Below are 22,194 nucleotides of genomic sequence, written 5' to 3'. Positions count from 1 at the left end.
TGGAGAATGGAGGTATGTCGCGCAAGGATCTCGGTGCCCGCCGCACGAGCGGTGCGGAGGTCGACGACGCGACGGCGACGATCCTCCACGTCGACATGGACGCGTTCTTCGTCGCCGTCGAGCTGCTCGACCGTCCGGAGCTGCGCGGCGAGCCCGTCATCGTGGGCGGTGCGGGCGGCCGCGGCGTCGTGTCGAGCGCGAGCTACGAGGCGCGCCGGTTCGGTGTGCGCAGTGCGATGCCGATGACGCGTGCCCTGCAACTGTGCCCGAACGCCGTCGTGATCGGTGGCCACATGCACAAGTACCGCGAGGCGTCGGAGCGCGTCATGGCGATCTTCCGAACGATCACACCGCTCGTCGAGCCGCTCTCGATCGACGAGGCGTTCCTCGACGTGTCGGGCGCGACGCGGCTCTTCGGCGGGCCCGGCGAGATCGGGGCGCGCATCCGCGAACGGGTGGTGACCGAGACGGGGCTCACGTGTTCGGTGGGGGCGGCGGCGACGAAGTTCGTCGCGAAGCTCGCGTCGGGCAAGTGCAAGCCGGACGGCCTGCTGGTCGTGCCCGAGGACGACACGATCCCGTTCCTGCACGCGCTTCCGGTCGGTGCGCTGTGGGGCGTCGGCGAGGCGAGCGAGGAGCGGCTGCGCTCCCGGGGCATCCGCAGCGTGTTCGATCTGGCCCACACGCCGAAGGAGGCGCTCGTCCGGCTCGTCGGGCGTGCGTCGGGGGAGCGCCTGCACGATCTCGCGTGGGGCCGCGACCCGCGCGGCGTCGAGACGGAGCGGCGTGAGAAGTCGGTGAGCCACGAGCAGACGTTCGCGGTCGACGAGCCCGATCACGCGGCGCTCGAGCGCGAGATACGAGCCCAGGCCGATGCGGTCGGGGCGAGGCTCCGCCGTGCGGGGCTCACGGCCCGCACCGTGTCGATCAAGCTGCGCTGGGCCGACTTCACGACGATCACGCGCTCGAAGACGCTCCCCGAACCGACCGACCTCGGACGCGTGCTCTTCCGTGCCGCGAAGGAGCTCTTCGACGCGGCGCACGACGAGGGACGTCCCGTCCGGCTCATCGGCGTGCGCGCGGGGGAGCTCGCCGAACCCGGCGGCTCGGCCGCCCTCGACCTGTGGGGCGAGGCCGCCGGCGACGAGGCCTGGGACGCGGCGGAGCGCACCGTCGACCGGGCCGTCGAGCGGTTCGGCCCGGGCGTGCTCCGGCCGGCGTCGCTCCTCGGGCGCGGTGAGCGCCGCGATGGTCGCGAGGGGCTCACGGAGCGCGCCAACAGTGCAGGCGACGCGCCCGCACCGAAACCCTGAGGGCCGTCGCGGGTCGCGGCTCAGAGCACGACGACGGCGGACTCCGCGGGCAACCGGACGCGCTGCGCGTCGATGTCGAGTTCGGCGTCGCCGTCGCTCGTGAAGCACACGTCCGTGGCCCGCGCACCGGCGACGGCGGGCAGCTCGACCTCGCGCGGCTCGGTCGCGAGGTTGACGACGATGCGGACGTCGTCGCGCGTGAACGCGATCGTGCCGGCGGCCTCGTCGGCGACGGCCCGCACCTCCGTGAGCCACGGCGACGACAGTTGCGGGAGGCGGCGGCGTAGCGCGATGAGTTCGCGATAGGCATGGAGGACGCGTGCGTGTGCGGGCTCCGCCCGCTCCGCGCGATCGAGGATCGCGGAACGGAACGTCTCGTCGGACTGCGGGTCCGGGATCAGGTCCGGATCCCAGCCCATGCGGGAGAACTCGCGCTTGCGCCCCTCGCGCGTCCCCTCCGCGAGCTCGGGCTCGGGGTGCGACGTGAAGAACGGGAACGGCGTCGAGGCACCCCACTCCTCACCCATGAACAGCATGGGGGTGAACGGTGCGGTGAGCAGGAGCACGGCGCCGAGCACGAGACGGCGATCGCCGAGCGTGCCGCTCAATCGATCACCCTGTGCGCGGTTGCCGACCTGGTCGTGGTTCTGGATGCTCGCCACGAGTCGCCAGGCACTCGTGTCGCGCGGGAGCGGCCGACCGTGGTGGCGGCCCCGGAACGACGACCACGAGCCGTCGTGGAGGAAGCCCTGTTCGAGGACGTGCGCGAGGGCGCCGAGTGACGCGAAGTCGGCGTAGTACCCCTGCGTCTCGCCCGTGAGGGCCACGTGGACGGCGTGGTGGAAGTCGTCGGACCACTGGCCCGTCATGCCGGTCCCGCCGGCCTCACGCGGCAGGATCGTGCGGGGGTCGTTGCGGTCCGACTCGGCGATGAGCGTGAGCGGGCGGCGCAGGTGCGCGGCGAGTGCGTCGGTCTCGCGGCTCAGCTCCTCGAGCAGGGGCTCCGCGCGTGCGTCGACGAGCGCGTGCACCGCGTCGAGCCGCAGCCCGTCGACGTGGTGGTCCTCGAACCACATGCGGGCGTTGTCGAGGATGTAGCGGCGGACCTCGTCCGAGTCGTGCCCGTCGAGGTTGATCGAGTCGCCCCAGTCCGTGCCGCGACCGTCGGCGAGGTAGGGCGCGAACCGGCCGAGGTAGTTGCCCGAGGGACCGAAGTGGTTGTAGACGACGTCCTGCACGACCGCGAGGCCGCGAACGTGGCACGCGTCGACGAAGCGCTGGTAGGCGGCGGGGCCGCCGTACCCCTCGTGGACCGCGAACCAGTCGACGCCGTCGTAGCCCCAGCCCTGCGTGCCGCTCCACGCCCCGACCGGCATGATCTCGACGGCGTCGATGCCGAGCTCGACGAGTTCGTCGAGCCCGTCGATCGCGGTGTCGAGCGTGCCGCCCGGCGTGAACGTCCCGATGTGCAGCTCGTAAAGCACGGCCCCCGCGAGCGGCCGACCGGTCCACGCGGTGTCGGCCCAGACGTGGGCGCCCGCGTCGAAGGTGCGGGAGCGCCCGTGCACCCCGCCGGGCTGTCGCCGCGAGCGGGGATCCGGGAGGACGAGCTCGTCGCCGTCGAGCCGGTAGCCGTAGTCGACCTCGCCGTCCGGGACGGGGCCCGCGGGCGTGAACCAGCCGTCGTCCGCGCGCTCCATGGAGATCACCGCGTCGTCCGCGACGAGCTCGGCCCGCTGCGCTCGCGGTGCCCACACCGAGAACGGTGGCCTGCGGCGCGCGCTCACGACGGCCTCGCGAGCAGCGCGACGGGGTACTCGGCCAGCAGCGCACCGACGGCGACGGGCCAGCCGCCACGGTACTGACGCGCGGTGATCTGGTCGATCCACTCGCCCGAGGGCAGGTGGAGCATCGTGTCGCCCCAGCCGCCACCGCGTTCGAGGCCGATCGGGAGGCGCGTCGCGACGGTGATCGCGCCGCCGCGGTCGAACGCGATGACGTTGGACCGTGCGGAGCCGCTCGCCTGCACGGGTTCGTAGCTCGTGAACAGCTCCGGTCGACCACGGCGCAGCAGGAGAGCGGCCGCCGTCACGAGGAGTTTCGCCGCACCCGTGTCGTCGACGGGGGGCCTCGCGCCCTGGAGGATCGCCTCGAGGGCCGCGATGCGGGACGAGAAGTCGACGGGGCGGCGGTTGTCGGGGTCGACGAGCGAGCTCGTCCACAGTTCCGTGCCCTGGTACACATCGGGCACCCCGGGCAGCGTGAGCTGCACGAGCTTCGCGGCGAGGGCGTTGCTGCGGCCGGCGTCGCGGAGCGCGTCGACGACGTTCGAGACGACGCTCGCCGCGACGGGCTCGTCGAACACCGCATCGACCGCGCGGCGCAGTTCCTTCTCGAACCCGGCGTTCGGCATCGTCCAGCTCGTCCGGTCACCCGCCTCGCGCGCCGCCTTGACCGCGAACTCCGCGAGTCGCTCCCGTGACGCGGGCCAGGCGCCGACGACGGCCTGCCACACGAGGTTCGCGAGGGGGCCGTGCGAGATCGGCGCGACCTCGTCGAGCTCCCGCAGCGACTCGGCCCACAGCTCCGTCTCCTCGCTCAGCGCGTGGATGCGCGCGCGGACGTCCTCGCCGCGTTTCGTGTCGTGGGTCGAGAGCGTCGTCATGCCCGCGGGGCGCTCCGCCTGGCGGCGCTGCTGGAGTTCGTGGAAGCGCGAGAGTCGGAGCGAGAACCGCGACGGGTCGCCGCCGACCTCGTTGAGGGACGTCAATCGGGTGTAGCGGTAGAACGCGCGGTCCTCGACGGCCTTCGCCATGACCATCCCGCTCGTCATCTGGAGGCGCTCCGCCGCGGGATGCCCGGGGGTCGCGAGCGCGGGGAACACGTGATCGATCGCCTCGGCGAGGTCGGGCCGGTTCGTCCGCGCCTGGCGTGCCGCGAGCTCGAGGTGGGACTCGCCCTCGGGCAGGTAGCTGCGGTAGACGGGGAAGTAGGAGAGGACCTCGGACACGGCGTCGACGATGTTCGGGTGGTCCACGCCCGCGGCCACGAGTTCGCGCGTGATGCGGAACACCTCGGAGTGCAGTGGCCCGTCGGTCACCTGCCGCTTCGTGTAGTGGATGAGCGAGCGCCAGTCGTCGAGGTCGTCGTTCGAGCGTTTCGCGGCGATCTCGTCGAGGTGCGGACGCCCGTCGGGGTCGGTGAAGAGGCGGTCGATCTCTGCGAGCGCGTCGTAGCCCGTCGTCCCCGCCGTCGCCCAGTCCGAGGGCAGCAGCTCCTCGGGTTCGAGGATCTTCTCGACGACCGTGTAGACGCCGCCCGATTTCTCGGCGAGCCGGTCGAGGTAGCCGCGCGGATCGCGCAGGCCGTCCGGGTGGTCGATGCGCAGCCCGTCGACGAGTCCCTCGCGCACCCAGCGGAGGATCTCCGCGTGCGTGAGGTCGAACACGTGCTCGTCCTCGACCCGCACGCCCGCGAGCCCCGTCACCGTGAAGAAGCGACGGTAGTTGATCCGGAAGTCGCCCTGGCGCCAGTGGATGAGCCGGTAGTGCTGCCGGTCGTGGACGCGCATGGCGTCATGACCCGTCACCGCGCCGTCCTCGTCCCGTTCCGCATCGATCACGTCGTCCGCCGAGCCGGGGGCGAGCGGGAGCGCGAGATCGTAGTAGCGTAGCTCGCCCTCCTCCGGGAAGACGCGCACGTGTCCGATCGGGGCGCCGGGGCCGGTCGGCATGTCGTCGTCGCCGACGACCGGCAGCACGATGCGATCGTCCGCGGCCTCCCAGTCGATGTCGAACACGGGCTCGAACGGCGAGTCCTGCCCCAGCCGCAGCACGTCCCACCACCACGCGTTCTCGCGCGGCACCTGGACGCCCTGGTGGTTCGGGACGATGTCGACGAGGACGTGCAGCCCCAGCTCGTGCGCGTCGGACGAGAAGCGCTCGAGCGCCTCCGGCCCACCGCGCGCCGCGTCGACGCGCGTCGGGTCGACGACGTCGTAGCCGTGGTCGGACCCCTCACCGGACTGCAGCAGCGGCGAGAGGTAGACCCAGTCGACACCGAGTGCCCGGAGGTAGGGGAGCACCTCCCTCGCGGCGTCGAGGTCGAACGTCGGCGTGATCTGCAGGCGATACGTGCTCGCGGGGTGTCCCAAGGCGTCCTCCGAGACGAGAGTGTCGAGACGAGACTATTGGGTCGGGTCTGGGCGTTTGATGATGGGGATGGGCGTCGTGAGCGAGGCGACCGAGGCGGCGACCGAGTGGTCCGGCTCCGCGGGGGTCTCCGCGTACGCGCGCATGACGACGAGCGAACGCGGCTCGAGCGGGAACGTCCCGCCCGCCTCGAACGGCCCCTCACCCGAGTGCTCGCCCGAGGTGTCGATGACGATCTCCCACGGGTGGTCGAGCCCGAGCGAGGGCACGGTCGTCGGGACCGTCGTGTCGGAGGCGTTGAAGTAGATGATGAAGTCGACGTCGACGATCTTCTCGCCGCGGTCACCGCGCCCCGCGATCGCGTTCCCGTTCAGGAACACGCCCATCGAACGGACGTACTCGCTGTTCCAATCGGACGTGCGCATCTGCGATCCGTCGGTCGACAGCCACAGGATGTCGGGCAGGCCCGCGAGGTCCTCTCGGTCGACGACCTTGCCGTCGAAGAAGCCGCGCCGGCGGAACGTGGGGTGCTCCGCCCGCAGCTTGGAGACGGCGCGGGTGAACTCGATGAGCGGCTCGTCGGCCTGGTCCCAGTGCACCCAGCTCAGCTCGTTGTCCTGCGCGTAGGTATTGTTGTTGCCCTGCTGCGTGCGGCCCATCTCGTCGCCGTGCAGCAACATCGGCACGCCCTGACTGAGCAGCAGCGTCGCGATGAAGTTGCGCTGCTGGCGCGCGCGCATGAGCTGGATCTCACGATCGTCGGTCGGGCCCTCCGCGCCCAGGTTGTACGAGCGGTTGTGGCTCTCGCCGTCGCGCCCGTCCTCACCGTTCGCGTCGTTGTGCTTCTCGTTGTACGAGACGAGGTCCTTGAGCGTGAACCCGTCGTGGGCCGTGACGAAGTTGATCGACGCGAAGGGACGACGGCCCGAGCTCGCGTAGAGGTCGGCCGAGCCCGTGATGCGGCTCGCGAACTCACCGAGCGTCGACGGCTCGCCGCGCCAGAAATCGCGCACCGTGTCGCGGTACTTGCCGTTCCACTCCGTCCACAGGGGCGGGAAGTTGCCGACCTGGTAGCCGCCGGGCCCGACGTCCCACGGCTCGGCGATGAGCTTCACCTGTGAGACCACCGGGTCCTGGTGCACGAGGTCGAAGAAGGCCGACAGCTTGTCGACGTCGTGCAGTTCGCGTGCGAGCGTCGAGGCGAGGTCGAACCGGAAGCCGTCGACGTGCATCTCGGTCACCCAGTAGCGCAGCGAGTCCATGATGAGCTGCAGTGAGTGCGGGTGGCGCATGTTGAACGAGTTGCCGGTGCCGGTGTAGTCCGTGTAGTAGCGGGCGTCGTTCGGCTCGAGGCGGTAGTAGGCGGCGTTGTCGATGCCGCGGAAGCTGAGTGTGGGGCCGAGGTGATTGCCCTCGGCGGTGTGGTTGTAGACGACGTCGAGGATGACCTCGATGCCGTTGAGGTGCATCTCCTTCACCATCGACTTGAACTCCTGGACCTGCTGGCCGAGGGTGCCCGCCGAGGCGTACTCGGCGTGCGGTGCGAAGAAGCCGATCGTGTTGTAGCCCCAGTAGTTGCGCAGGCCCTTCTCGAGCAGCGTCGAGTCCTGCACGAACTGGTGAACCGGCATGAGCTCGATCGCGGTGACCCCGAGTCGCTTGAGGTGGTCGACGACCGCCGGGTGTGCGACGCCCGCGTAGGTGCCGCGGATCTCCTCCGGCACGGCGGGGTGGAGCTCGGTGAGGCCCTTCACATGGGCCTCGTAGACGAAGGAGTCCTGGTAGGGCGTGCGCGGCGCACGGTCACCGGCCCAGTCGAAGAACGGGTTGATGACGACGCTCTTCATCATGTGGGATGCCGAGTCGTCGTCGTTGAACGAGTCGGGGTCGCCGAAGTTGTAGCTGAACAGCGACTGGTCCCAGTCGATCTCGCCCGTCGTCGCCTTCGCGTACGGGTCCAGGAGGAGCTTCGCGGGGTTCGAGCGCTTGCCCGAGGCGGGGTCGTACGCGCCGTGGACGCGGTAGCCGTAGCGCTGTCCCGGCTGCACCTGCGGGAGGTAGCAGTGCCACACGAACGCGTCCTTCTCGAGGAGCGGCACGCGGGTCTCGGTGCCGCTCTCGTCGAACAGAGACAGCTCGATGCTCTCGGCGACCTCGCTGAAGATCGCGAAGTTCGTCCCGGATCCGTCGAAGGTCGCGCCGAGCGGGTACGGCGTGCCTGGCCAGCTTTGCATGGGTCGTTCGTTCCTCCGATGTCGGAGCGCGAGGTGCGCCCGCCGCCCGAGCGGCGGATGCTCAACGGTAGCGGACGCCCTCCCGTGGTGCTCGACGCGAACTCGGCCCGGCGCGACGCATCGCGACGCGCACAGCCGCCGTGGCGTCGCACCGCCTACCATGCGGCCATGGCGAACGTTACTGAGCGAGTGCTCGACAACATCAAGCGGATCGGTGTCCAGACGGCCTACGGCGACAAGGTCGAACTCGGGTCGACGACCCTCGTTCCCGTCGCGCTGGCCGGCTTCGGTTTCGGCGTCGGCGAGGCCGAGGGCAAGGGTGGTGGCTCGGAGGCGGCCGAGCCCAATGGCGGTGCCGGTTCGGGTGGCGGCGGTGGCGGTTTCTCCGTCCCCATCGGCGCGTATGTGAACGACGAATTCGGCACGCGGTTCCAGCCCAACATCATCGCGCTGCTCGGCGTCTCGCTGCCGCTCGCGGCGGTCGTCGGCTGGGCGCTCCCTCGAATCATCAAGGCGCTCAAGCGCTGATCCTCGCCGCCCGTCGGGAACGCCACGCGCCCGCCCCGTTCCGCCTCGCGGAGGGGCGGGCGCTCGGCGTCCGCGGGGGCGTCCCGCGTCGTGTCGATGCCGATCCCGATGACATCGAAATGCTCAGGTAAGGCTTTCCTTTCGCCTTTCTTTCGGCATTCAGGCAGCCTTTCCTGGCTATACAGAATGCATTTCGAAGCGCATCATGAATGAACCCAGATGCATGGGATCAGCATCTGAAGGAGCGCGCCATGACCATGCTCGCCGACCTGCCCACCGTCTCCGGCTGCACGGCGACGGACTGCGGCTACAACCACGACGGCTGCCACGCGGGAGCCATCACGATCAGCAGCAACGGCGCCGACTGCGCGACGTTCCTCCCGCTCGGCATCGACGGTGGCCTGCCCAAGGTCGTCACCGCCGTCGGCGCCTGCCAGCGCACCGAGTGCGTGTTCAACAGCGCCGCCGTGTGCACCGCGGCCTCGGTGCGCATCGAGGGTGGTCACGGTCCGGCGCACTGCCAGACCTTCCAGGCCGCCTGACCCCGCGCACGACGACCGCGAACGCCCCGGACCTCGGTCCGGGGCGTTCGACGTTGGTGGCGCATTCCGGCGCTTCCCACGACGCTGCCATTCCCGTAGTGTGCTCGTCACCACGGGAGTCCGGTAGTCCGGGCTGAGAGGAAGGCACGAGCCTTCGACCGTCGAACCTGATCCGGATCATGCCGACGCAGGGAGGCAGGACCGGCGATGCGCATTCGCGCCTCGTCGCCCGTGTGATGCGTACGAGGAAGGACGCCACATGGACGACGAGAAGCGGGTCGATATCGAGGGGTCCGGGGCCGTCACGGCGCCACCGGTGCGAGGGGCCGGAACAGGCGTGTTGCGGTGGCGTGTCGTCGACATCGTCACGGCAGCGGTCATCGGCGTCGCGTGCGGCGTCCTGTTCGTCGTCTGGAACAGCGTGGGCTACGCGTGGATGCTCGCCGCGGACGCGCTCACGCCCGGGCTCGGCGGGACGTCGACCGGCATCTGGCTGCTCGGCGGCGTACTCGGCGGCCTCATCATCCGCAAGCCCGGCGCGGCATTCTTCGTCGAGGTGCTCGCGGCCACGGTCTCGATGCTCATGGGGAGCCAGTTCGCGATGGAGACGGTGTTCATCGGCGTCGCGCAGGGCCTCGGTGCCGAACTCGTCGCGATGTGCTTCCGCTACCGCGGTTCGGGCGCGCCGTTCGCGGTGCTGCTCGGCGTCGGGTCCGCGGTCGGCACCGTGACGTACGGGATCGTGCAGGGGAATCTCGCGAAGGGGCTCGCGTACAACCTGATCTACGTCTCGTGCACGCTCGCCTCCGGTGCCGTGCTGGCGGGTCTCGTCGGGTGGCTCCTCACCCGTGCGCTCGCACGCCCCGGTGTCCTGGCGCGCTTCGCGTCGGGACGTGAGATCGCCCCCGGCTGATCCGTCGGTGTGCGGCCCGAACTCGGCGCCCACGTAACCCGCAGCGCCTCGACGATCTCCTCGGCGAGGGCGCTCGGCACCCGCTCGCTCATCGTGCACACGAGCGTGACGGGCTCGGGCTCGGTGCGCAACGGCAGGGGCGCGAGCCCGCTCGCCGAGGCCGTGGGATCGGGCAGCGCGCTCACGCCGAGACCGCTGCGCACCGCCGAGAGCAGGCCCGTGAGATCGTGGCACTCGCGGACGATCCGGCCGGACCGGCCGGCGGACGATGCGAGGATCCGGCCGCGGACCGTGCACGTCCCTGCGAACACGACGAGGGGGAGCGGCCGGTCGTCGCCGTCGAAGGTGGCCGTCCGTGCCCCCACCCAGCGCAGGGCGACCCGGCCGATGCGCCTCGATCGGGATCCCAGATCCTCGAGCCCGATCGCGACGTCGGCCCGCCCCGCCGTCACGAGCGAACGCGCCTGATCCGAGCGATGGAACTCGAGCCGGACGCGACGATCGGGGGCCGAACGAGCGACGACGTCGCTCACGGCCGACAGCGCCGAATGCGTCGCGAACTGTGAGGCCGCGATCACGAGTTCCGCGTCGTCAGGGCCCGTGAGTCGATCGAGCGCCTCGTCGTGCACGGCGAGAATGCGCCGCGCCGCCTGGAGCAACGATTCACCGCGTGGCGTGAACATCACCGACCTGCCGTCCGGCTCGACGATGGGCCCGCCCACGATCGCCTCGAGCCGGCGCAGGTGGCCGCTCACCGTGGAGGTCGAGACGTGGAGCGAGGTGGCGGCCCGCCGGACGCCCGCGAACGCGGCGACGGCGACGAGGCTGCGCAGGGCGACGAGATCGAGATCCGGCATGTGCCGAGTGTGCGCCGGGTGACCGGGAATCCTCCGGAACGTTCGAGGATCCCGAACGGTCATGCGGTGCCGCGTGTGCTCGGCGCAGGCTCCGAGCATGTCCAGATCGACCCTCGCACTCGCCTCGCTCACCGTCCTGCTCTACGCGGCCAACTACCCCCTGGCCGCCCTCGCCCTCGGGGCGACAACCCCGTTCCTGCTGTTGACCATCCGATTCACCGCCTCCGCGGTCGCCCTCTGGGGCATCGTCCGGGCTCGCCGCAGCACCCTGCCGAGGGGCCGCGCACTCGCGTGGACGATCCTCGCGGGAGCCGGCGTCCAGGGGGCGCAGTTCCTGAGCGCCTACCGGGGCATGTCGCACGGGGTCTCACCGACCGTCACGGCGCTCGTGATCGCGATGAATCCCGTCCTCACCGCAGTGCTGCTCGGCGTCGTCACGCGGCGACGGGAGTCGCCCGCGGGAGTCGTCGCACTCGTGCTCGCGACCGCGTCCGTCCTGCTCGGCTGCCTCCCCCGCGGTGCTCGCCGACCCACGGATCGGGCCGGGGGTCATCGCGACGATCGTCGCGCTGCCCGGTCTCGCCGCCGGCTCCATCCTGCAGGCGCGTCGCGCGGCCGACGTCGATCCGGTCGTCTTCACGGCGATCGGTGTGACGGTCGCCGCCCCCGCCGCCGCGGCGGTCTCGTTCCTCGAACCACAACACCTGAGCGGCGGCGCGCCGGAGTTCGCGCTCATCGCACTCGTCACGGCCGTCGGGACGGTCGGGACGTTCGGTTACGCGGCCGTCGTGCGCCGTGCGGGTGCCCGGTTCGCGTCGATGCTCTTCGCCGTCATCCCCGGCACGGCGGCGGTGATCGGCGCGATCCTGACGGCCGCGCCGCTCGGGCCCGTCCAGCTCACGGCCCTCGGGATCGGCGCCGTGGCCTGTGCGGTCGAGCCGCTGCGGCGCGGTGCCGCTAGACTGCTGGGGAACACGGGAGTCCGGTGGTCCGGGCTGAGAGGAAGGCACGAGCCTTCGACCGTCGAACCTGATCCGGATCATGCCGGCGCAGGGAGACCTTCTCGGTGAGGCGCGAAGCGCCGCACCACCCGTGCACCTCCTCATCGAGAAAGGGCACGACCTTGTCGAACCGTTCACCCAAGACCACCGCGGACGCCGCTCGTCCGAGCACGACGACCGAGCGGCGCACGACGCGCTGGCGCGTCGTCGACATCATCACGGCCGCGGTCGTCGGTGTCGCATGTGGGCTCATCTTCGTCGCCTGGAACACGGTCGGCTACGCGTGGTTCCTCGCGGCGGACGCCGTGACCCCGGGCCTCGGCGGGACCGCAACCGGCATCTGGCTGCTCGGCGGCGTGCTCGGCGGGCTCATCATCCGCAAGCCCGGCGCGGCACTGTTCGTCGAGGTGCTCGCGGCCGTCGTCTCCATGCTCCTCGGCAGCCAGTGGTCGATCGAGACCGTCTACTCGGGGCTCGCACAGGGCATCGGCGCCGAACTCGTGTTCGCCGCCTTCGCATACCGTCGCTTCGGCCTGCCGGTCGCCGTGCTCGCGGGCGCCGGATCCGGGCTCGCCGCGATCGTCCTCGAACTGTTCCTGAGCGCCAACATCGCGAAGGGCCTCGGCTTCAACCTCGTCTACGCCTCCTGCACGATCGTCTCCGGTGCCGTGCTCGCGGGCGTCGTCGGGTGGCTCCTCGTCCGGGCGCTCGCCAGGACGGGCGCGCTCTCGCGGTTCGCGGCCGGACGAGACAGCGCGCGCGTATGAGCGGAGGCGTCGGCGTCGAGGCGCGCGGGTGGGGGTGGCGGCACGCGGGACGTCGCCGCGCCGCTCTCGCGGGACTCGACCTCGTCGTCGAGCCGGGCGAGCGGGTGCTCCTGCTCGGCCCGTCGGGTGCCGGCAAATCCACGTTCGTCCGCGCGCTCGCGGGCGTGCTCGGCGGTGAGGACGAGGGGGAGGAGACGGGCGAACTCCTCGTCGGCGGCCGTGACCCCGCGCGCGAACGCGTCGCCGCGGGCCTCGTGCTGCAGGATCCGCAGGCGAACACCATCTTCGGTCGGGTCGGCGACGACGTCGCGTTCGGTTGCGAGAACCTCGGCGTCGAGCGCGATGAGATCTGGCGCCGGGTCCGCGAGGCACTCGACGCCGTCGGGCTGCGGCTGCCGCTCGACCGCTCGACCGCGGCGCTCTCGGGCGGCGAGCGACAGCGGCTCGCGCTCGCGGGGGTGCTCGCGATGCGTCCCGGGCTGCTGCTGCTCGACGAACCGACCGCGAACCTCGACCCCGCGGGCGTCATCGAGGTGCGCGATGCCGTCGCCGAGGTCGTGCGCCGGACGGGCGCGACGCTCATCGTGATCGAGCACCGCGTCGACGCCTGGCTCGAACTCGTCGACCGGGCCGTCGTCCTCGAGGCCGGCGGCGGCGTGCGCGCCGACGCCGCCCCGGATCGGCTCATCGCCGAGCGCGGCGCCGAACTCGCGGCGGACGGTGCCTGGGTACCGGGCATCCCCGTCGTGTTCGAACGGTCGACGCCGAGCGACGGCGAGACCCTCCTGTCGACGGACGCGCTCGACGTGGGGCGCGGTGGCGATGCGCCGCTCGTGCAGCGGGGCCTCGAGGTCACCGTCCCGGCCGGGACGTCCACGGTCGTGACGGGGCCGAACGGCGTCGGCAAGACGACGTTCGCCCACACGCTCGCGGGCCTGCTCGCCCCACGTGCCGGGCGGGTCGTCGCGAGCGATGCGCTCGCGCGCGGCGTCGGCCCCGAGCCGATCCGCTGGCGGTCGCGGGCCCTGCTCTCCCGTATCGGCACGGTCTTCCAGGAGCCCGCCCACCAGTTCGTCGCCGCGACCGTCCGGCGCGAACTCGAGGTCGGCCCGCGCGCGGCGAAACGCGGTGAGGCCGAGATCACGGCGACGGCCGACGAACTGCTCGATGCGCTGCGCCTCGACCACCTCGCGAACGCGAGCCCCTTCACGCTCTCGGGGGGCGAGCAGCGCCGGCTGTCCGTCGCGACCGTCCTCGCGACCGCACCGCGCGTCATCGTGCTCGACGAGCCCACGTTCGGGCAGGACCGCCGGACGTGGCTCGAACTCGTCGGCCTCATGTCGCGGCTCGTGAACGAGGGGCACGCGCTCGTCTCCGTGACACACGACCTCGACGTCGTCCGCGTGCTCGGCGACCACGTCGTCGAACTGGAGCGCGCCGCATGAGCGTCGACACGCGCCCCGGGCCCCCGACGACGACCGGACACGTGCGGTTCCTCGATCGCGTCAACCCCGTCGCGGCGTTCGCGGCGGCCATCTGCTACTCGATCCCGATGCTGTTCACGATCGACGCCGTGAGCGCGCTCGTGGGGCTCGGCGGTGCAGCGGTGCTGCTCGGTCTCGCGGGTGCGACGCCGCGCGATGTCGTCCGGCGGGCCTGGCCGCTGTTCATCGCCGCACCCGTCTCGGCGATCAGCATGCTCCTGTACGCGCAACCGGGTGGACACGTCTACGGCACGTTCCTCCTCGCGACGGTGTCCGACAACTCCATCCGTCTGTCGATCGCGGTCGGCCTGCGCGTGCTCGCGATCGGGGTCCCCACGCTCGTGGTCCTCGCCGGTGTCGACGCGACACGACTCGCGGACGGCCTCGCGCAACTGTGCCGGTTCCCGTCGCGCTTCGTGCTCGGTGCGCTCGCCGGCATCCGGCTCTTCGACGTGTTCCGCGACGACTGGACCGCCATGGCGCAAGCACGGCGCGCGCGGGGGCTCGGGGACTCCGGCGCGATCCGTCGGGGACTCACCATGGCGTTCGCGTTGCTCGTGCTCGCCATCAGACGTGGCGGTGTGCTCGCGACGGCGATGGAGGCGCGCGGCTTCGACGGCGGCGAACGCACGTGGGCCCGACCCTCGACGCTCGGCCGCGACGATCTCGTCCTCGTCCTCGGTGCGATCCTCCTCGCGGCGGCCGCACTCACGACCTCGATCGTGACGGGCTCGTTCAGCCTCGTGGGGACGGGCGCCTCGTGACGGGCGCGCAGTGCGTCCTCGTGGACGGGCGCTCGGGCACGGGCAAGACGACGCTCGCCGCGCGACTCGCGCGCACACTCGGCGGCACCGTCGTACACCTCGACGACCTCTACCCCGGGTGGTCCGGCCTGCGGGCGGGGAGCGAGTACGCGACGCGAGCGGTGCTCGAGCCGCTCGCGCGCGGCGAGATGCCGTGCTGGCGACGCTGGAACTGGTTCGAGGACCGTCGCGCCGAGACGCACCGCGTGACGCTCGGCCCGCCCATCGTCGTCGAGGGGTGCGGTGCGCTCTCGCGCGCGAACCGGTCGCTCGCGACGCTCGGCGTGTGGCTCGAACTCGACGAGCCGACGAGACACGCCCGAGCGGTCGCGCGCGACGGCGACGACTCGTGGTGGGCGGGCTGGCGCGCGGAGGAGGACGCGTTCATCGCGTCGGAGTCGCCCGCATCCCTCGCCGACGTCGTCGTCGACTGCGCGGCGTCCGCACGCCCCGGGGAGCAGACGCTCGTCGAGCGGATCGTCGACCGGCTCCGGTCCGAGGCCGCGCGTCGGAGTGTCGTCGCGTCCGGCGAACCGGCGCCCGTGGCCCGGGCTCGCTGACGCCGCGGTCGCGTCCCCGGTCGCTCGCCGCGGCTCGTCGACGTCGCTCGCCCGGGGAGTTCGCCGATGTCGTTCGCCCGTTCAGTTCGTGGGCGCGCTTCGCCTGGCCGGGGTGGTTCGCGTGTTCGGCTCGCCCGGGTGGCGGTTCGCCTGTTCAGTGCGCCGGCCCAGGGATGGGCGCAGCCGGCCGACAGCGGGACGGGGCAGTCTCCGAACGCCGGACCGGGGGTGCGTCGCTCGAGCCGACCCGCGTCAGGCCCAGCCCAGGCGGTGCAGCTCGTCGTCGTCGATGCCGTAGAAGTGCGCGATCTCGTGCACGAGGGTCGTGTGGATCTCCGTCCGGAGCGACGCCTCGGTGTCACACGCGCGCAGGTGCGCCTCGCGGTACACGATGATCCGGTCGGGCAGCTCGCCGAAGCCGTACTGGCCGCGCTCCGTGAGCGCGTAGCCCTCGTAGATCCCGAACAGCTCGCTGCCGTCCTCGGGGCGGTCCTCGACGAGGAAGACCACGTTGTCGAGGCCGTCGACCATCTCGTCGGGCAGGGCGTCGAGCTCGTCGATCACGATCCGCTCGAACTCGTCGGGGGAGAGGTCCATCGCACCATTCTGTCGCGTCGCGCGGACTCGATGCCACGGCGCTCCCGGCAGCCCGCTCCGGGCGCCGTCGGGCGACGCGGTTAGCATCGCCCCATGAAGCCTCGAACCATGCGCACGTTCGCCGTCGTGATCGCCGTGGGAGCGGCGACGATCCTCGCGGGATGCTCGAACGGCGGCTCGCCGAGGCCGACCGAGGTCGTCTCGCTCAGCACGCCCGAGTCCACGACCGCCGCGACCCCCGCGGTTCCCGACTCGGGTGGCGAACTCGCGGCGGCCCAGGCCGCGATCGCGACCGCGGAGTCCCACACGGGCGGTCGTGGGGTCGAGATCGATCACGACGATGCGCGCGGCTGGTCGGTCGAGGTCGTGGTGGGGGAGACGACGGTCGAGGTCGAGGTGAGCGCGGACGGCACGAGCGTCGTGTCGACTGATTCGCCGGACGCACTCGACGGCGACGACCGGGTGCGGTTCGAGCAGGTGGGGGTGTCGCTCTCGGACGCGCTCGCGACGGCCGTGGGCGCGGTGCCCGGCACGATCGACGACGCCGAGGTGACGGAGCGCGAGGAGCTGCTCGTGATCGAGGTGGAGATCGTCATGTCGGCGGGGCCGGGAACGCAGCACGCGTACATCGACGCCCAGAGCGGCACGCTCGTGGCGACCGACGGCTCCTGACCCGCCCCCCCCACGCAAGAAAAAGCCGGGTTGTTGCTACCGGGCCCCGGGCCCGGTAGCAACAACCCGGCTTTTTCTTGCGGGACGGGCGACACCGGATCGCTTGCGCAGTGCCGGATCGGTGGCGCGGTTGCGTCCGACCGCGAAACCGGGCGTGCTGGTCCGTCGGACGGGGCGCGGTTCGGGGTGATGAGGCTGCGGTTCGGGGTGGTGGTTCGGGGGACGGGGCTGCGGAGCAGGGCTGCGGGGTTGCGCCTGGGGCGGGCAGGTCTCGGTTCGGGTTGGCTGTTCCGGGTGGCGGGGGTGTGATCGGGCCCGGAGGCTTCTGTTCAGGGCGAGGGGGTTCCGGTTCGGGGCGGCGGGGCGGCGGCCGCCCGGATGGCCGCCTCGAGACGGCGCACGTCCTCCGGCGACACGGCGGCGATGAGCGACGGGACGCCGACGAAGTGCCGCGTGAACACGATCCCGGCGAGCACCGAGACGACTGCCCGGGCGCGTTCGTGCGCGTGCGCACCGCCGACGCGATCGGCGATCCGATCGACGATCTCGCGGTCCACGTACTCCGCGAGCAGGACGCGGAGCTGCTCGTCCGCGAGCGCCTCGGCGACCATGACGCGCATCGCCGCCCGCTGGCGGGGCTCCCGCAGGGCATCGAGTGCCGCACGCGCGAGTCGTTCGGACAGTGCGTCGGCGGGCCCGGCGAGAGCGGCCGCCACGCGTCCGGCCGGATCGAACGGACTGCCGAGCGCCGCCACGAACAGTCCGCGCTTCGAGCCGAAGCGGGAATTCAACAGCGCCGGGTCGACCTGCGCATCCGCTGCGATCGCGCGCATGGTGGCCGCCCGGTACCCGCGGGCCAGGAAGGCGCGCTGGGCCGCCGCGAGCATGTCGGCCGTGGTCGTCGACGGTCCGCGCGGCCGTCCCCGGCCACGCCGATCGCCGCGCGCACCACCGTCGGAAGAATTCATCGCTGTTGAATCTAGTGACCCGTGCCGTGAGCATCGGAACGACGGAACACGGCACGACGAGCACGGGAGCGGACGATGATGGCGAGCGAACGAGACGGATCGACGGGAGACGGGTCGCGGGTGATCGTCGTGGGCGGCGGGCCGGCCGGACTCGTGCTCGGGGCGCTCCTCGCCCGCCAGGGCATCCGGGTCACGGTGCTCGAGAAGCACGCCGACTTCCTGCGCGATTTCCGCGGCGACACGATCCACCCGTCGACCCTCGAACTCATGGCGGAGCTCGGCTGGCTCGACGGCGTCCTCCGTCTTCCACACACCCGCATGGACCGCGCAACGGCGCGCGTGTACGGACGGGATCTCGTGCTCGCGGACTTCTCGCACCTGCCCGTGACGTGTCCGTACGTCGCGTTCATGCCCCAGTGGGATCTGCTCGATCTCATCGCCGCGCAGGCGGCGACGTTCCCGACCTTCGAGTTGCGGCGATCGACGGCGGTCGACGAGGTGCTCCGCGGCCCGGACGGTCGCGTCGTCGGCGTCCGCGGGACGGGCCCCGACGGGCCGTTCGAACTCGCCGGGGACCTCGTGGTGGGTGCCGACGGCCGCACCTCGATCGTCCGCGCACGGGCCGGGCTCCCGCTCGCCTCGCTCGGTTCGGACGTCGACGTGCTGTGGCTTCGCATCGAGCGGCGCCCCGACGAGACGGTGCCGCTGTTCCGTGCCGGGCCAGGGATCGTCATCTCGATCGATCGCGGCGACTACTGGCAGGTGGCCGTCGTCGTGCCCCGCGGGACCACGGAGCGCGGGACGGCTTCGGGCGCGGGGCTCGCGGCGCTCGCGGTGGCCGGATCGGCGTGCGCCCCGGATTTCGCGTCCCGCATCGGCACCCTGCGCGACGAGGACGTGCACGTGCTGCGCGTCCGCGTCGACCGACTGCGTCGCTGGCACGGTCGTGGTGTGCTGTGCATCGGCGATGCGGCGCACGCCATGTCGCCGGTCGCGGGCATCGGCGTGAACCTCGCCGTCCAGGACGCCGTGGCGGCGTCGAATCTGCTCGGGCCGCTCCTCGTGCGTGGTGCTCCGCCGGCCGAACTCGATGCGGCGCTCGACGGTGTCCGGCGTCGCCGGGAACTCGTGACGCGCATCCTGCAGCAGCTGCAGGTTCGCATCCTCCGCGCCGTTCGACGTCGCGTGGGACGACGGTCGGGCGGCCGTGTGCCGCTGTTCATGCGCCTGCTGCAGGCGATTCCGCCGCTGCGGCGCATGCCCGGGCGCGTGATCGGCCTCGGCATCCGACGCGAGCGACTCGCACCGTTGCCGCACCCCGCGAGCCGAGCCTGAAAAAGCCGGGTTGTTGCTACCGGGCCGCGGGCCCGGTAGCAACAACCCGGCTTTCTTCCTCGGCCGGACGCCACCCGCGACCCGCGACCCGGGACCGCGGGGACGCGGTCACGTGAGGTGGTGCACCTCCTGGAGCCCGTAGACGGGGGTGTCGATGCCCTCGTAGCGGGCCTTCAACTGCAGCGCGAGGTACAGCGAGTAGTGCCGCGACTGGTGCAGGTTGCCGCCGTGGAACCAGAGGTGCGGCACCTGCGTCGGCTTCCACATGTTGCGCTGCTCGCCCTCCCAGGGCCCGGGATCCTTCGTGGTCTCGGAGCCGAGTCCCCACACCTTGCCGAGCCGATCGGCGGTCTCCTGGTCGATGAGGTCCGCGACCCAACCGTTCATCGAGCCGTAGCCCGTGGCGTGGACGACGAGGTCGGCGGGCAGTTCCGTCCCGTCGGCGAGTACGACGCCGTCCGGCGTCATGCTCGCGACCTGGCCGTGGGCGAGCTTGATGTCACCGTTCGCGACGAGCTCCGAGGCACCCACATCGATGTAGTACCCCGAGCCCCGCCGCAGGTACTTGAGGAAGAGCCCTGAGCCGTCGTCGCCCCAATCGTGTTCGAACCCGGCGCGCTCGAGCCGCGCGTAGAAGTCCGCGTCGCGCTCGGCCATGCGCTCGTAGAGGGGGATCTGGAACGTGTGCATGATGCGGTAGGGGAGCGAGGCGAAGATGAGGTCGGCCTTCTCGGTCGTCACCCCGTTCTGCAGGGCGCGCTCCGAGTAGAGATCACCGAGACCGATCTCCATGAGGCTGTCCGACTTCACGACGTGTGTGGAGCTGCGCTGCACCATCGTCACGTCGACGCCGTGCTCCCACAGCGCCGCGCAGATGTCGTGCGCCGAGTTGTTCGAGCCGATCACGACCGCACGCTTGCCGGCGTACGCCTCCGGCCCGGGGTGCTGCGAGGAGTGGTGCTGGTCGCCCGCGAACGTCTCCATGCCCGGCACGGGTGGCACGTTCGGCTTGCCCGACATGCCCGTCGCGAAGACGAGCTCGCGCGGGTGCAGCGTGATCGGTTCGCCGTCGCGCTCGGCCTGCACGGTCCACGTCCCGCTCGCCTCGTCCCACTCCGCACTCGTCACGGTCGTCTTCGACCAGTACGGCACCTCCATGACGCGCGTGTACATCTCGAGCCAGTCGGCGATCTTGTCCTTCGGTGCGAACACGGGCCAGTTGTCGGGGAACGGCAGGTACGGGAGGTGGTCGTACCAGACCGGATCGTGCAGGCACAGCGAGCGGTACCTGCCGCGCCACTGGTCGCCGGGGCGGTCGTACCGGTCGAGGACGAGCGCGGGCACGCCGAGTTGCCGCAGACGCGCGCCGAGCGCGATGCCGCCCTGGCCGCCGCCGATGACGACGGTGTGGGGTTGGCGCGTGACGCCGAGCTCGGCGTCCTCGGCGTCGCGTTCCTCGCGCCACGAGCGGCGGTTCTCGATCGCACCGTGTCGGGCGCCGCGGGGGCGGCGCTCACCGAAGGACTCCTCGTGCCCGGTCAATTCGCGGAGCGTGGTGAGGAGTGTCCAGGCGCCCTCGTCGGTGAGTCGTAGGTGCCCCTTGCCGCGCCCGACGGACGTGTCGAACTCGATCCACGCCTCGGTCACGCCGTCGGCCTCGGTCGGCGGTTCGCTCGTGCGCCAGTTCGTGGGCGCCACTCGATCGAGCACGTCGTCGAGCATGTGCCGCACGCCGTCGGGATGCTCCACGGTCTTGAGGTTCCACGTGAACGCGATGAGGTCGCGCCAATAGCTCTCGGGGGCGAAGAGGGCGGCGGCGCGCTCGGTGTCACGGGCGACGAGCGCCTCGTCGAACGCCTGCAACCATGTGTCGACGCGGGTCGATGCGTCGATGTCCGGCGCCGTTGCCGAACTGGGTGACTCCGTCATGTCGGATCCTTTCGGAGGGGTCGATCCCGTCAGCACACCGCACCACGTCGCCGAAGGGAACCGTTGCAGGGTGTTGCACGGCGTCGCATCGTGCAGACTGTCCTGCATGACCGGCTACGACGCCGTGCGGTCGGGCACCGATCTCGCGGTCCACGCGAGGACGCTCCGCCGTGCCCACGACGCGGTCATCGCGGGCGAGGAACCCACCTCGGTGGCGCGGCCCCTCGTGCTCAGGTCGTGGCGACGCGTCCTGTCGGCGGGGATCCGCTTGGACACCCTCAACAATCGACGTCCGCTCGAACTCGCCGGTCTCGAGGCACGCCGTGAATCGAGCCCGCTGCGGCCCGTGCTCGGCGACCTGACCCAGGCGCTCGGCCCGGCGGGGGAGGCGACGGGATTCCTCACGGTCGTGACCGATGCGGACGGTGTCGTCCTGTGGCGCCGCGGGCCGAGCGGCGCAAAGCGCCAGGGCGACCGGCTCGGGTTCGTCGAGGGCGCGCGGTGGGCGGAGGTGGACGTCGGGACGAACGCGATCGGGACGGCCCTCGCCGAGCGCGCCCCGGTGGAACTTTTCTCGGCCGAGCACTTCGAGGAGGGGCAGCACCCCTGGTTCTGCACGGCCGCGCCCATCCACGATCCGCGGACGGGACGACTGCTCGGCGTCGTCGACGTCTCCGGCCCCGCGCTCTCGCTGCACCCGACGATCTCCGCGCTCGTCTCGGCGGCCGTGCGGGTGGGGGAACTGAGCCTGCAGCAGCGGCACACCGCGCGGCTCGCGAACCTGCGGGCCGCGCACGCCGCCGTGCTCGCCGCCGTCCGCGAGCCGCACGTGCTGCTCGACGCGACCGGGTGGGTCGTGAGCTCGCACGGCGTCGCCGCGCCCGCGCGGCTCGCGGTGCCGCACGCGGGCGTGCCGCTCGACGTGCCCGGGCTCGGGGCGTGCGAGGTCGAGTCCCTCGGCGACGCGTTCCTCGCCCGGCGGCGCCGCGGCGCGAGCGAGATGCACGCCGTCCTGCGTCTCGGGGCACGGCCCGTGCTCGAGACGCGCACGGACGAGGATCGGTGGCGGACGCCGCTGAACCCGCGGCACGCCCGCATCCTGGAACTGCTCGTGCGGGCGGGGGAGGTCGGTCTGTCCGCGTCGAGCCTCGGCGTCGCCGTCTACGGCGACGGCGGGCACGAGGTGTCGGTGCGCGCGGAGGTGTCGCGGTTGCGGCGCGTGGTCGGGGCGCTCATCGAATCCTCCCCGTACCGGATCCGGGGCGGCGCGCGCGTCGAGATCGTGGACGAGCGGTCGGATTGACCGCGACGCGTGCGTTGCCTCGACCGGTCGCACGATCCGGCACGACACGATCGGGCCTGCCCACCGCCGCCTCGCCCGGCAACGGCGAAGGCCCCGACTTCCGCGTCATTCCGCGGGAGTCGGGGCCTTCGGTTCGGGGTGAGTAACGGGGCTTGAACCCGCGGCCTCCTAGACCACAACCAGGCGCTCTACCAACTGAGCTATACCCACCATGTGCCTCGCTCGGATCGCTCCGTG

The 22,194-nt window shown here is 71.7% G+C and carries 17 protein-coding genes, 1 tRNA gene, 3 pseudogenes and 1 riboswitch; of the genes and pseudogenes, 13 read left to right on the top strand and 8 right to left on the bottom strand.

What is annotated here, in order from left to right:
- Positions 1–14: 14 nt before the first annotated feature.
- On the top strand, positions 15–1,313 hold the full coding sequence (locus HNR16_RS10600; RefSeq protein WP_158040638.1) for a DNA polymerase IV: 1,299 nt from the start codon (positions 15–17) through the stop codon (positions 1,311–1,313).
- Between the two features lie 20 nt (positions 1,314–1,333).
- On the opposite strand, the gene treZ is transcribed toward HNR16_RS10600, so the two are convergent.
- The 3 genes from treZ to glgX are packed head-to-tail and all read right to left on the bottom strand — an operon-like array spanning position 1,334 to position 7,698.
- Positions 1,334–3,100 carry a malto-oligosyltrehalose trehalohydrolase gene (gene treZ / locus HNR16_RS10595; RefSeq protein WP_158040637.1) on the bottom strand — a complete coding sequence of 589 codons (1,767 nt, stop codon included), beginning with the start codon at positions 3,098–3,100 and terminating at the stop codon, positions 1,334–1,336.
- Entirely contained in the window at positions 3,097–5,466 is a 2,370-nt protein-coding gene (gene treY / locus HNR16_RS10590; RefSeq protein WP_158040636.1) for a malto-oligosyltrehalose synthase, read from the bottom strand. Before treY ends, treZ begins: the two co-directional genes overlap by 4 nt.
- Positions 5,467–5,499: 33 nt before the next feature.
- On the bottom strand, positions 5,500–7,698 hold the full coding sequence (gene glgX / locus HNR16_RS10585) for a glycogen debranching protein GlgX (protein ID WP_158040635.1): 2,199 nt from the start codon (positions 7,696–7,698) through the stop codon (positions 5,500–5,502).
- A gap of 168 nt (positions 7,699–7,866) precedes the next feature.
- On the opposite strand from glgX, the gene HNR16_RS10580 reads away from it, so the two are divergent.
- The 3 genes from HNR16_RS10580 to HNR16_RS18275 all read left to right on the top strand — a co-directional run bounded on the left by HNR16_RS10580 (position 7,867) and on the right by HNR16_RS18275 (position 9,681).
- Positions 7,867–8,226: a hypothetical protein gene (locus HNR16_RS10580; RefSeq protein WP_158040634.1), complete on the top strand. Its 360-nt coding sequence runs from the start codon at positions 7,867–7,869 to the stop codon at positions 8,224–8,226.
- Positions 8,227–8,477: 251 nt separating this feature from the next.
- On the top strand, positions 8,478–8,768 hold the full coding sequence (locus HNR16_RS10575) for a DUF1540 domain-containing protein (RefSeq protein WP_158040633.1): 291 nt from the start codon (positions 8,478–8,480) through the stop codon (positions 8,766–8,768).
- 259 nt (positions 8,769–9,027) lie between these two features.
- Positions 9,028–9,681, top strand: a complete 654-nt coding sequence (locus HNR16_RS18275) for an ECF transporter S component (RefSeq protein WP_158040632.1) — start codon at positions 9,028–9,030, stop codon at positions 9,679–9,681.
- Between the two features lie 50 nt (positions 9,682–9,731).
- On the opposite strand, the pseudogene HNR16_RS10570 reads toward HNR16_RS18275, so the two are convergent.
- Positions 9,732–10,538: pseudogene (locus tag HNR16_RS10570) on the bottom strand (LysR family transcriptional regulator); the annotation flags it as partial.
- A 61-nt stretch (positions 10,539–10,599) separates the two neighbouring features.
- Between HNR16_RS10570 and HNR16_RS19120 the strand changes: the two are divergent.
- From HNR16_RS19120 to HNR16_RS10545, 6 genes and pseudogenes are all read left to right on the top strand, one after another.
- Positions 10,600–11,028 (top strand): annotated as a pseudogene (locus HNR16_RS19120) (EamA family transporter); the annotation flags it as partial.
- A 28-nt stretch (positions 11,029–11,056) separates the two neighbouring features.
- Positions 11,057–11,458, top strand: a pseudogene (locus tag HNR16_RS19115) (EamA family transporter); the annotation flags it as partial.
- Between the two features lie 44 nt (positions 11,459–11,502).
- A riboswitch (TPP riboswitch) is annotated at positions 11,503–11,611 on the top strand.
- A 50-nt stretch (positions 11,612–11,661) separates the two neighbouring features.
- Positions 11,662–12,306, top strand: a complete 645-nt coding sequence (locus HNR16_RS10560; RefSeq protein ID WP_158040629.1) for an ECF transporter S component — start codon at positions 11,662–11,664, stop codon at positions 12,304–12,306.
- Positions 12,303–13,751, top strand: a complete 1,449-nt coding sequence (locus tag HNR16_RS10555) for an ABC transporter ATP-binding protein (RefSeq protein WP_158040628.1) — start codon at positions 12,303–12,305, stop codon at positions 13,749–13,751. Before HNR16_RS10560 ends, HNR16_RS10555 begins: the two co-directional genes overlap by 4 nt.
- Positions 13,748–14,554: an energy-coupling factor transporter transmembrane component T family protein gene (locus HNR16_RS10550; RefSeq protein WP_158040627.1), complete on the top strand. Its 807-nt coding sequence runs from the start codon at positions 13,748–13,750 to the stop codon at positions 14,552–14,554. The genes HNR16_RS10555 and HNR16_RS10550 overlap by 4 nt, the downstream gene beginning before the upstream one ends.
- Entirely contained in the window at positions 14,551–15,153 is a 603-nt protein-coding gene (locus HNR16_RS10545) for a nucleoside/nucleotide kinase family protein (protein ID WP_158040626.1), read from the top strand. The genes HNR16_RS10550 and HNR16_RS10545 overlap by 4 nt, the downstream gene beginning before the upstream one ends.
- A gap of 252 nt (positions 15,154–15,405) precedes the next feature.
- Here HNR16_RS10545 and HNR16_RS10540 read toward each other — a convergent pair whose 3' ends face one another.
- Complete coding sequence (locus HNR16_RS10540; RefSeq protein ID WP_158040625.1) at positions 15,406–15,750, bottom strand: metallopeptidase family protein; 345 nt, start codon at positions 15,748–15,750, stop codon at positions 15,406–15,408.
- Positions 15,751–15,843: 93 nt separating this feature from the next.
- On the opposite strand from HNR16_RS10540, the gene HNR16_RS10535 reads away from it, so the two are divergent.
- Positions 15,844–16,422: a PepSY domain-containing protein gene (locus HNR16_RS10535; protein WP_179558204.1), complete on the top strand. Its 579-nt coding sequence runs from the start codon at positions 15,844–15,846 to the stop codon at positions 16,420–16,422.
- A gap of 329 nt (positions 16,423–16,751) precedes the next feature.
- Here the strand turns inward: HNR16_RS10535 and HNR16_RS10530 are convergent, their stop codons facing one another.
- Positions 16,752–17,390: a TetR/AcrR family transcriptional regulator gene (locus HNR16_RS10530; RefSeq protein ID WP_158040623.1), complete on the bottom strand. Its 639-nt coding sequence runs from the start codon at positions 17,388–17,390 to the stop codon at positions 16,752–16,754.
- A 78-nt stretch (positions 17,391–17,468) separates the two neighbouring features.
- Between HNR16_RS10530 and HNR16_RS10525 the strand changes: the two genes are divergently transcribed.
- Positions 17,469–18,725 (top strand): FAD-dependent oxidoreductase, encoded by a 1,257-nt coding sequence (locus tag HNR16_RS10525; protein ID WP_158040622.1) that lies wholly within the window; start codon positions 17,469–17,471, stop codon positions 18,723–18,725.
- Between the two features lie 108 nt (positions 18,726–18,833).
- Here the strand turns inward: HNR16_RS10525 and HNR16_RS10520 are convergent, their stop codons facing one another.
- Positions 18,834–20,654: a flavin-containing monooxygenase gene (locus HNR16_RS10520; protein WP_158040621.1), complete on the bottom strand. Its 1,821-nt coding sequence runs from the start codon at positions 20,652–20,654 to the stop codon at positions 18,834–18,836.
- A 106-nt stretch (positions 20,655–20,760) separates the two neighbouring features.
- On the opposite strand from HNR16_RS10520, the gene HNR16_RS10515 reads away from it, so the two are divergent.
- The gene (locus tag HNR16_RS10515) at positions 20,761–21,957 is read left to right on the top strand and encodes a sigma-54-dependent transcriptional regulator family protein (RefSeq protein ID WP_158040620.1); all 1,197 of its coding nucleotides are present in this window, start codon (positions 20,761–20,763) and stop codon (positions 21,955–21,957) included.
- A gap of 137 nt (positions 21,958–22,094) precedes the next feature.
- On the opposite strand, the gene HNR16_RS10510 is transcribed toward HNR16_RS10515, so the two are convergent.
- Positions 22,095–22,167 (bottom strand) — tRNA-His (locus tag HNR16_RS10510).
- Positions 22,168–22,194 lie beyond the last annotated feature (27 nt).

It is taken from the genome of Pseudoclavibacter chungangensis, from assembly GCF_013410545.1.
Taxonomy (GTDB): domain Bacteria; phylum Actinomycetota; class Actinomycetes; order Actinomycetales; family Microbacteriaceae; genus Pseudoclavibacter; species Pseudoclavibacter chungangensis.
The sequence above is the reverse complement of the archived record's forward strand: the minus strand, read 5'-3'. Positions and strand labels throughout refer to the sequence as shown.

Coding starts and splice junctions, on each gene's coding strand:
- HNR16_RS10575 (WP_158040633.1), top strand. CDS start 8,478: ATGACCATGCTCGCCGACCTGCCCACCGTCTCCGGCTGCACGGCGACG.
- HNR16_RS10530 (WP_158040623.1), bottom strand. CDS start 17,390: ATGAATTCTTCCGACGGTGGTGCGCGCGGCGATCGGCGTGGCCGGGGA.
- HNR16_RS10520 (WP_158040621.1), bottom strand. CDS start 20,654: ATGACGGAGTCACCCAGTTCGGCAACGGCGCCGGACATCGACGCATCG.
- HNR16_RS10555 (WP_158040628.1), top strand. CDS start 12,303: ATGAGCGGAGGCGTCGGCGTCGAGGCGCGCGGGTGGGGGTGGCGGCAC.
- HNR16_RS10540 (WP_158040625.1), bottom strand. CDS start 15,750: ATGGACCTCTCCCCCGACGAGTTCGAGCGGATCGTGATCGACGAGCTC.
- HNR16_RS10580 (WP_158040634.1), top strand. CDS start 7,867: ATGGCGAACGTTACTGAGCGAGTGCTCGACAACATCAAGCGGATCGGT.
- HNR16_RS18275 (WP_158040632.1), top strand. CDS start 9,028: ATGGACGACGAGAAGCGGGTCGATATCGAGGGGTCCGGGGCCGTCACG.
- HNR16_RS10525 (WP_158040622.1), top strand. CDS start 17,469: ATGGCGAGCGAACGAGACGGATCGACGGGAGACGGGTCGCGGGTGATC.
- HNR16_RS10550 (WP_158040627.1), top strand. CDS start 13,748: ATGAGCGTCGACACGCGCCCCGGGCCCCCGACGACGACCGGACACGTG.
- HNR16_RS10600 (WP_158040638.1), top strand. CDS start 15: ATGTCGCGCAAGGATCTCGGTGCCCGCCGCACGAGCGGTGCGGAGGTC.
- HNR16_RS10535 (WP_179558204.1), top strand. CDS start 15,844: ATGAAGCCTCGAACCATGCGCACGTTCGCCGTCGTGATCGCCGTGGGA.
- HNR16_RS10515 (WP_158040620.1), top strand. CDS start 20,761: ATGACCGGCTACGACGCCGTGCGGTCGGGCACCGATCTCGCGGTCCAC.
- glgX (WP_158040635.1), bottom strand. CDS start 7,698: ATGCAAAGCTGGCCAGGCACGCCGTACCCGCTCGGCGCGACCTTCGAC.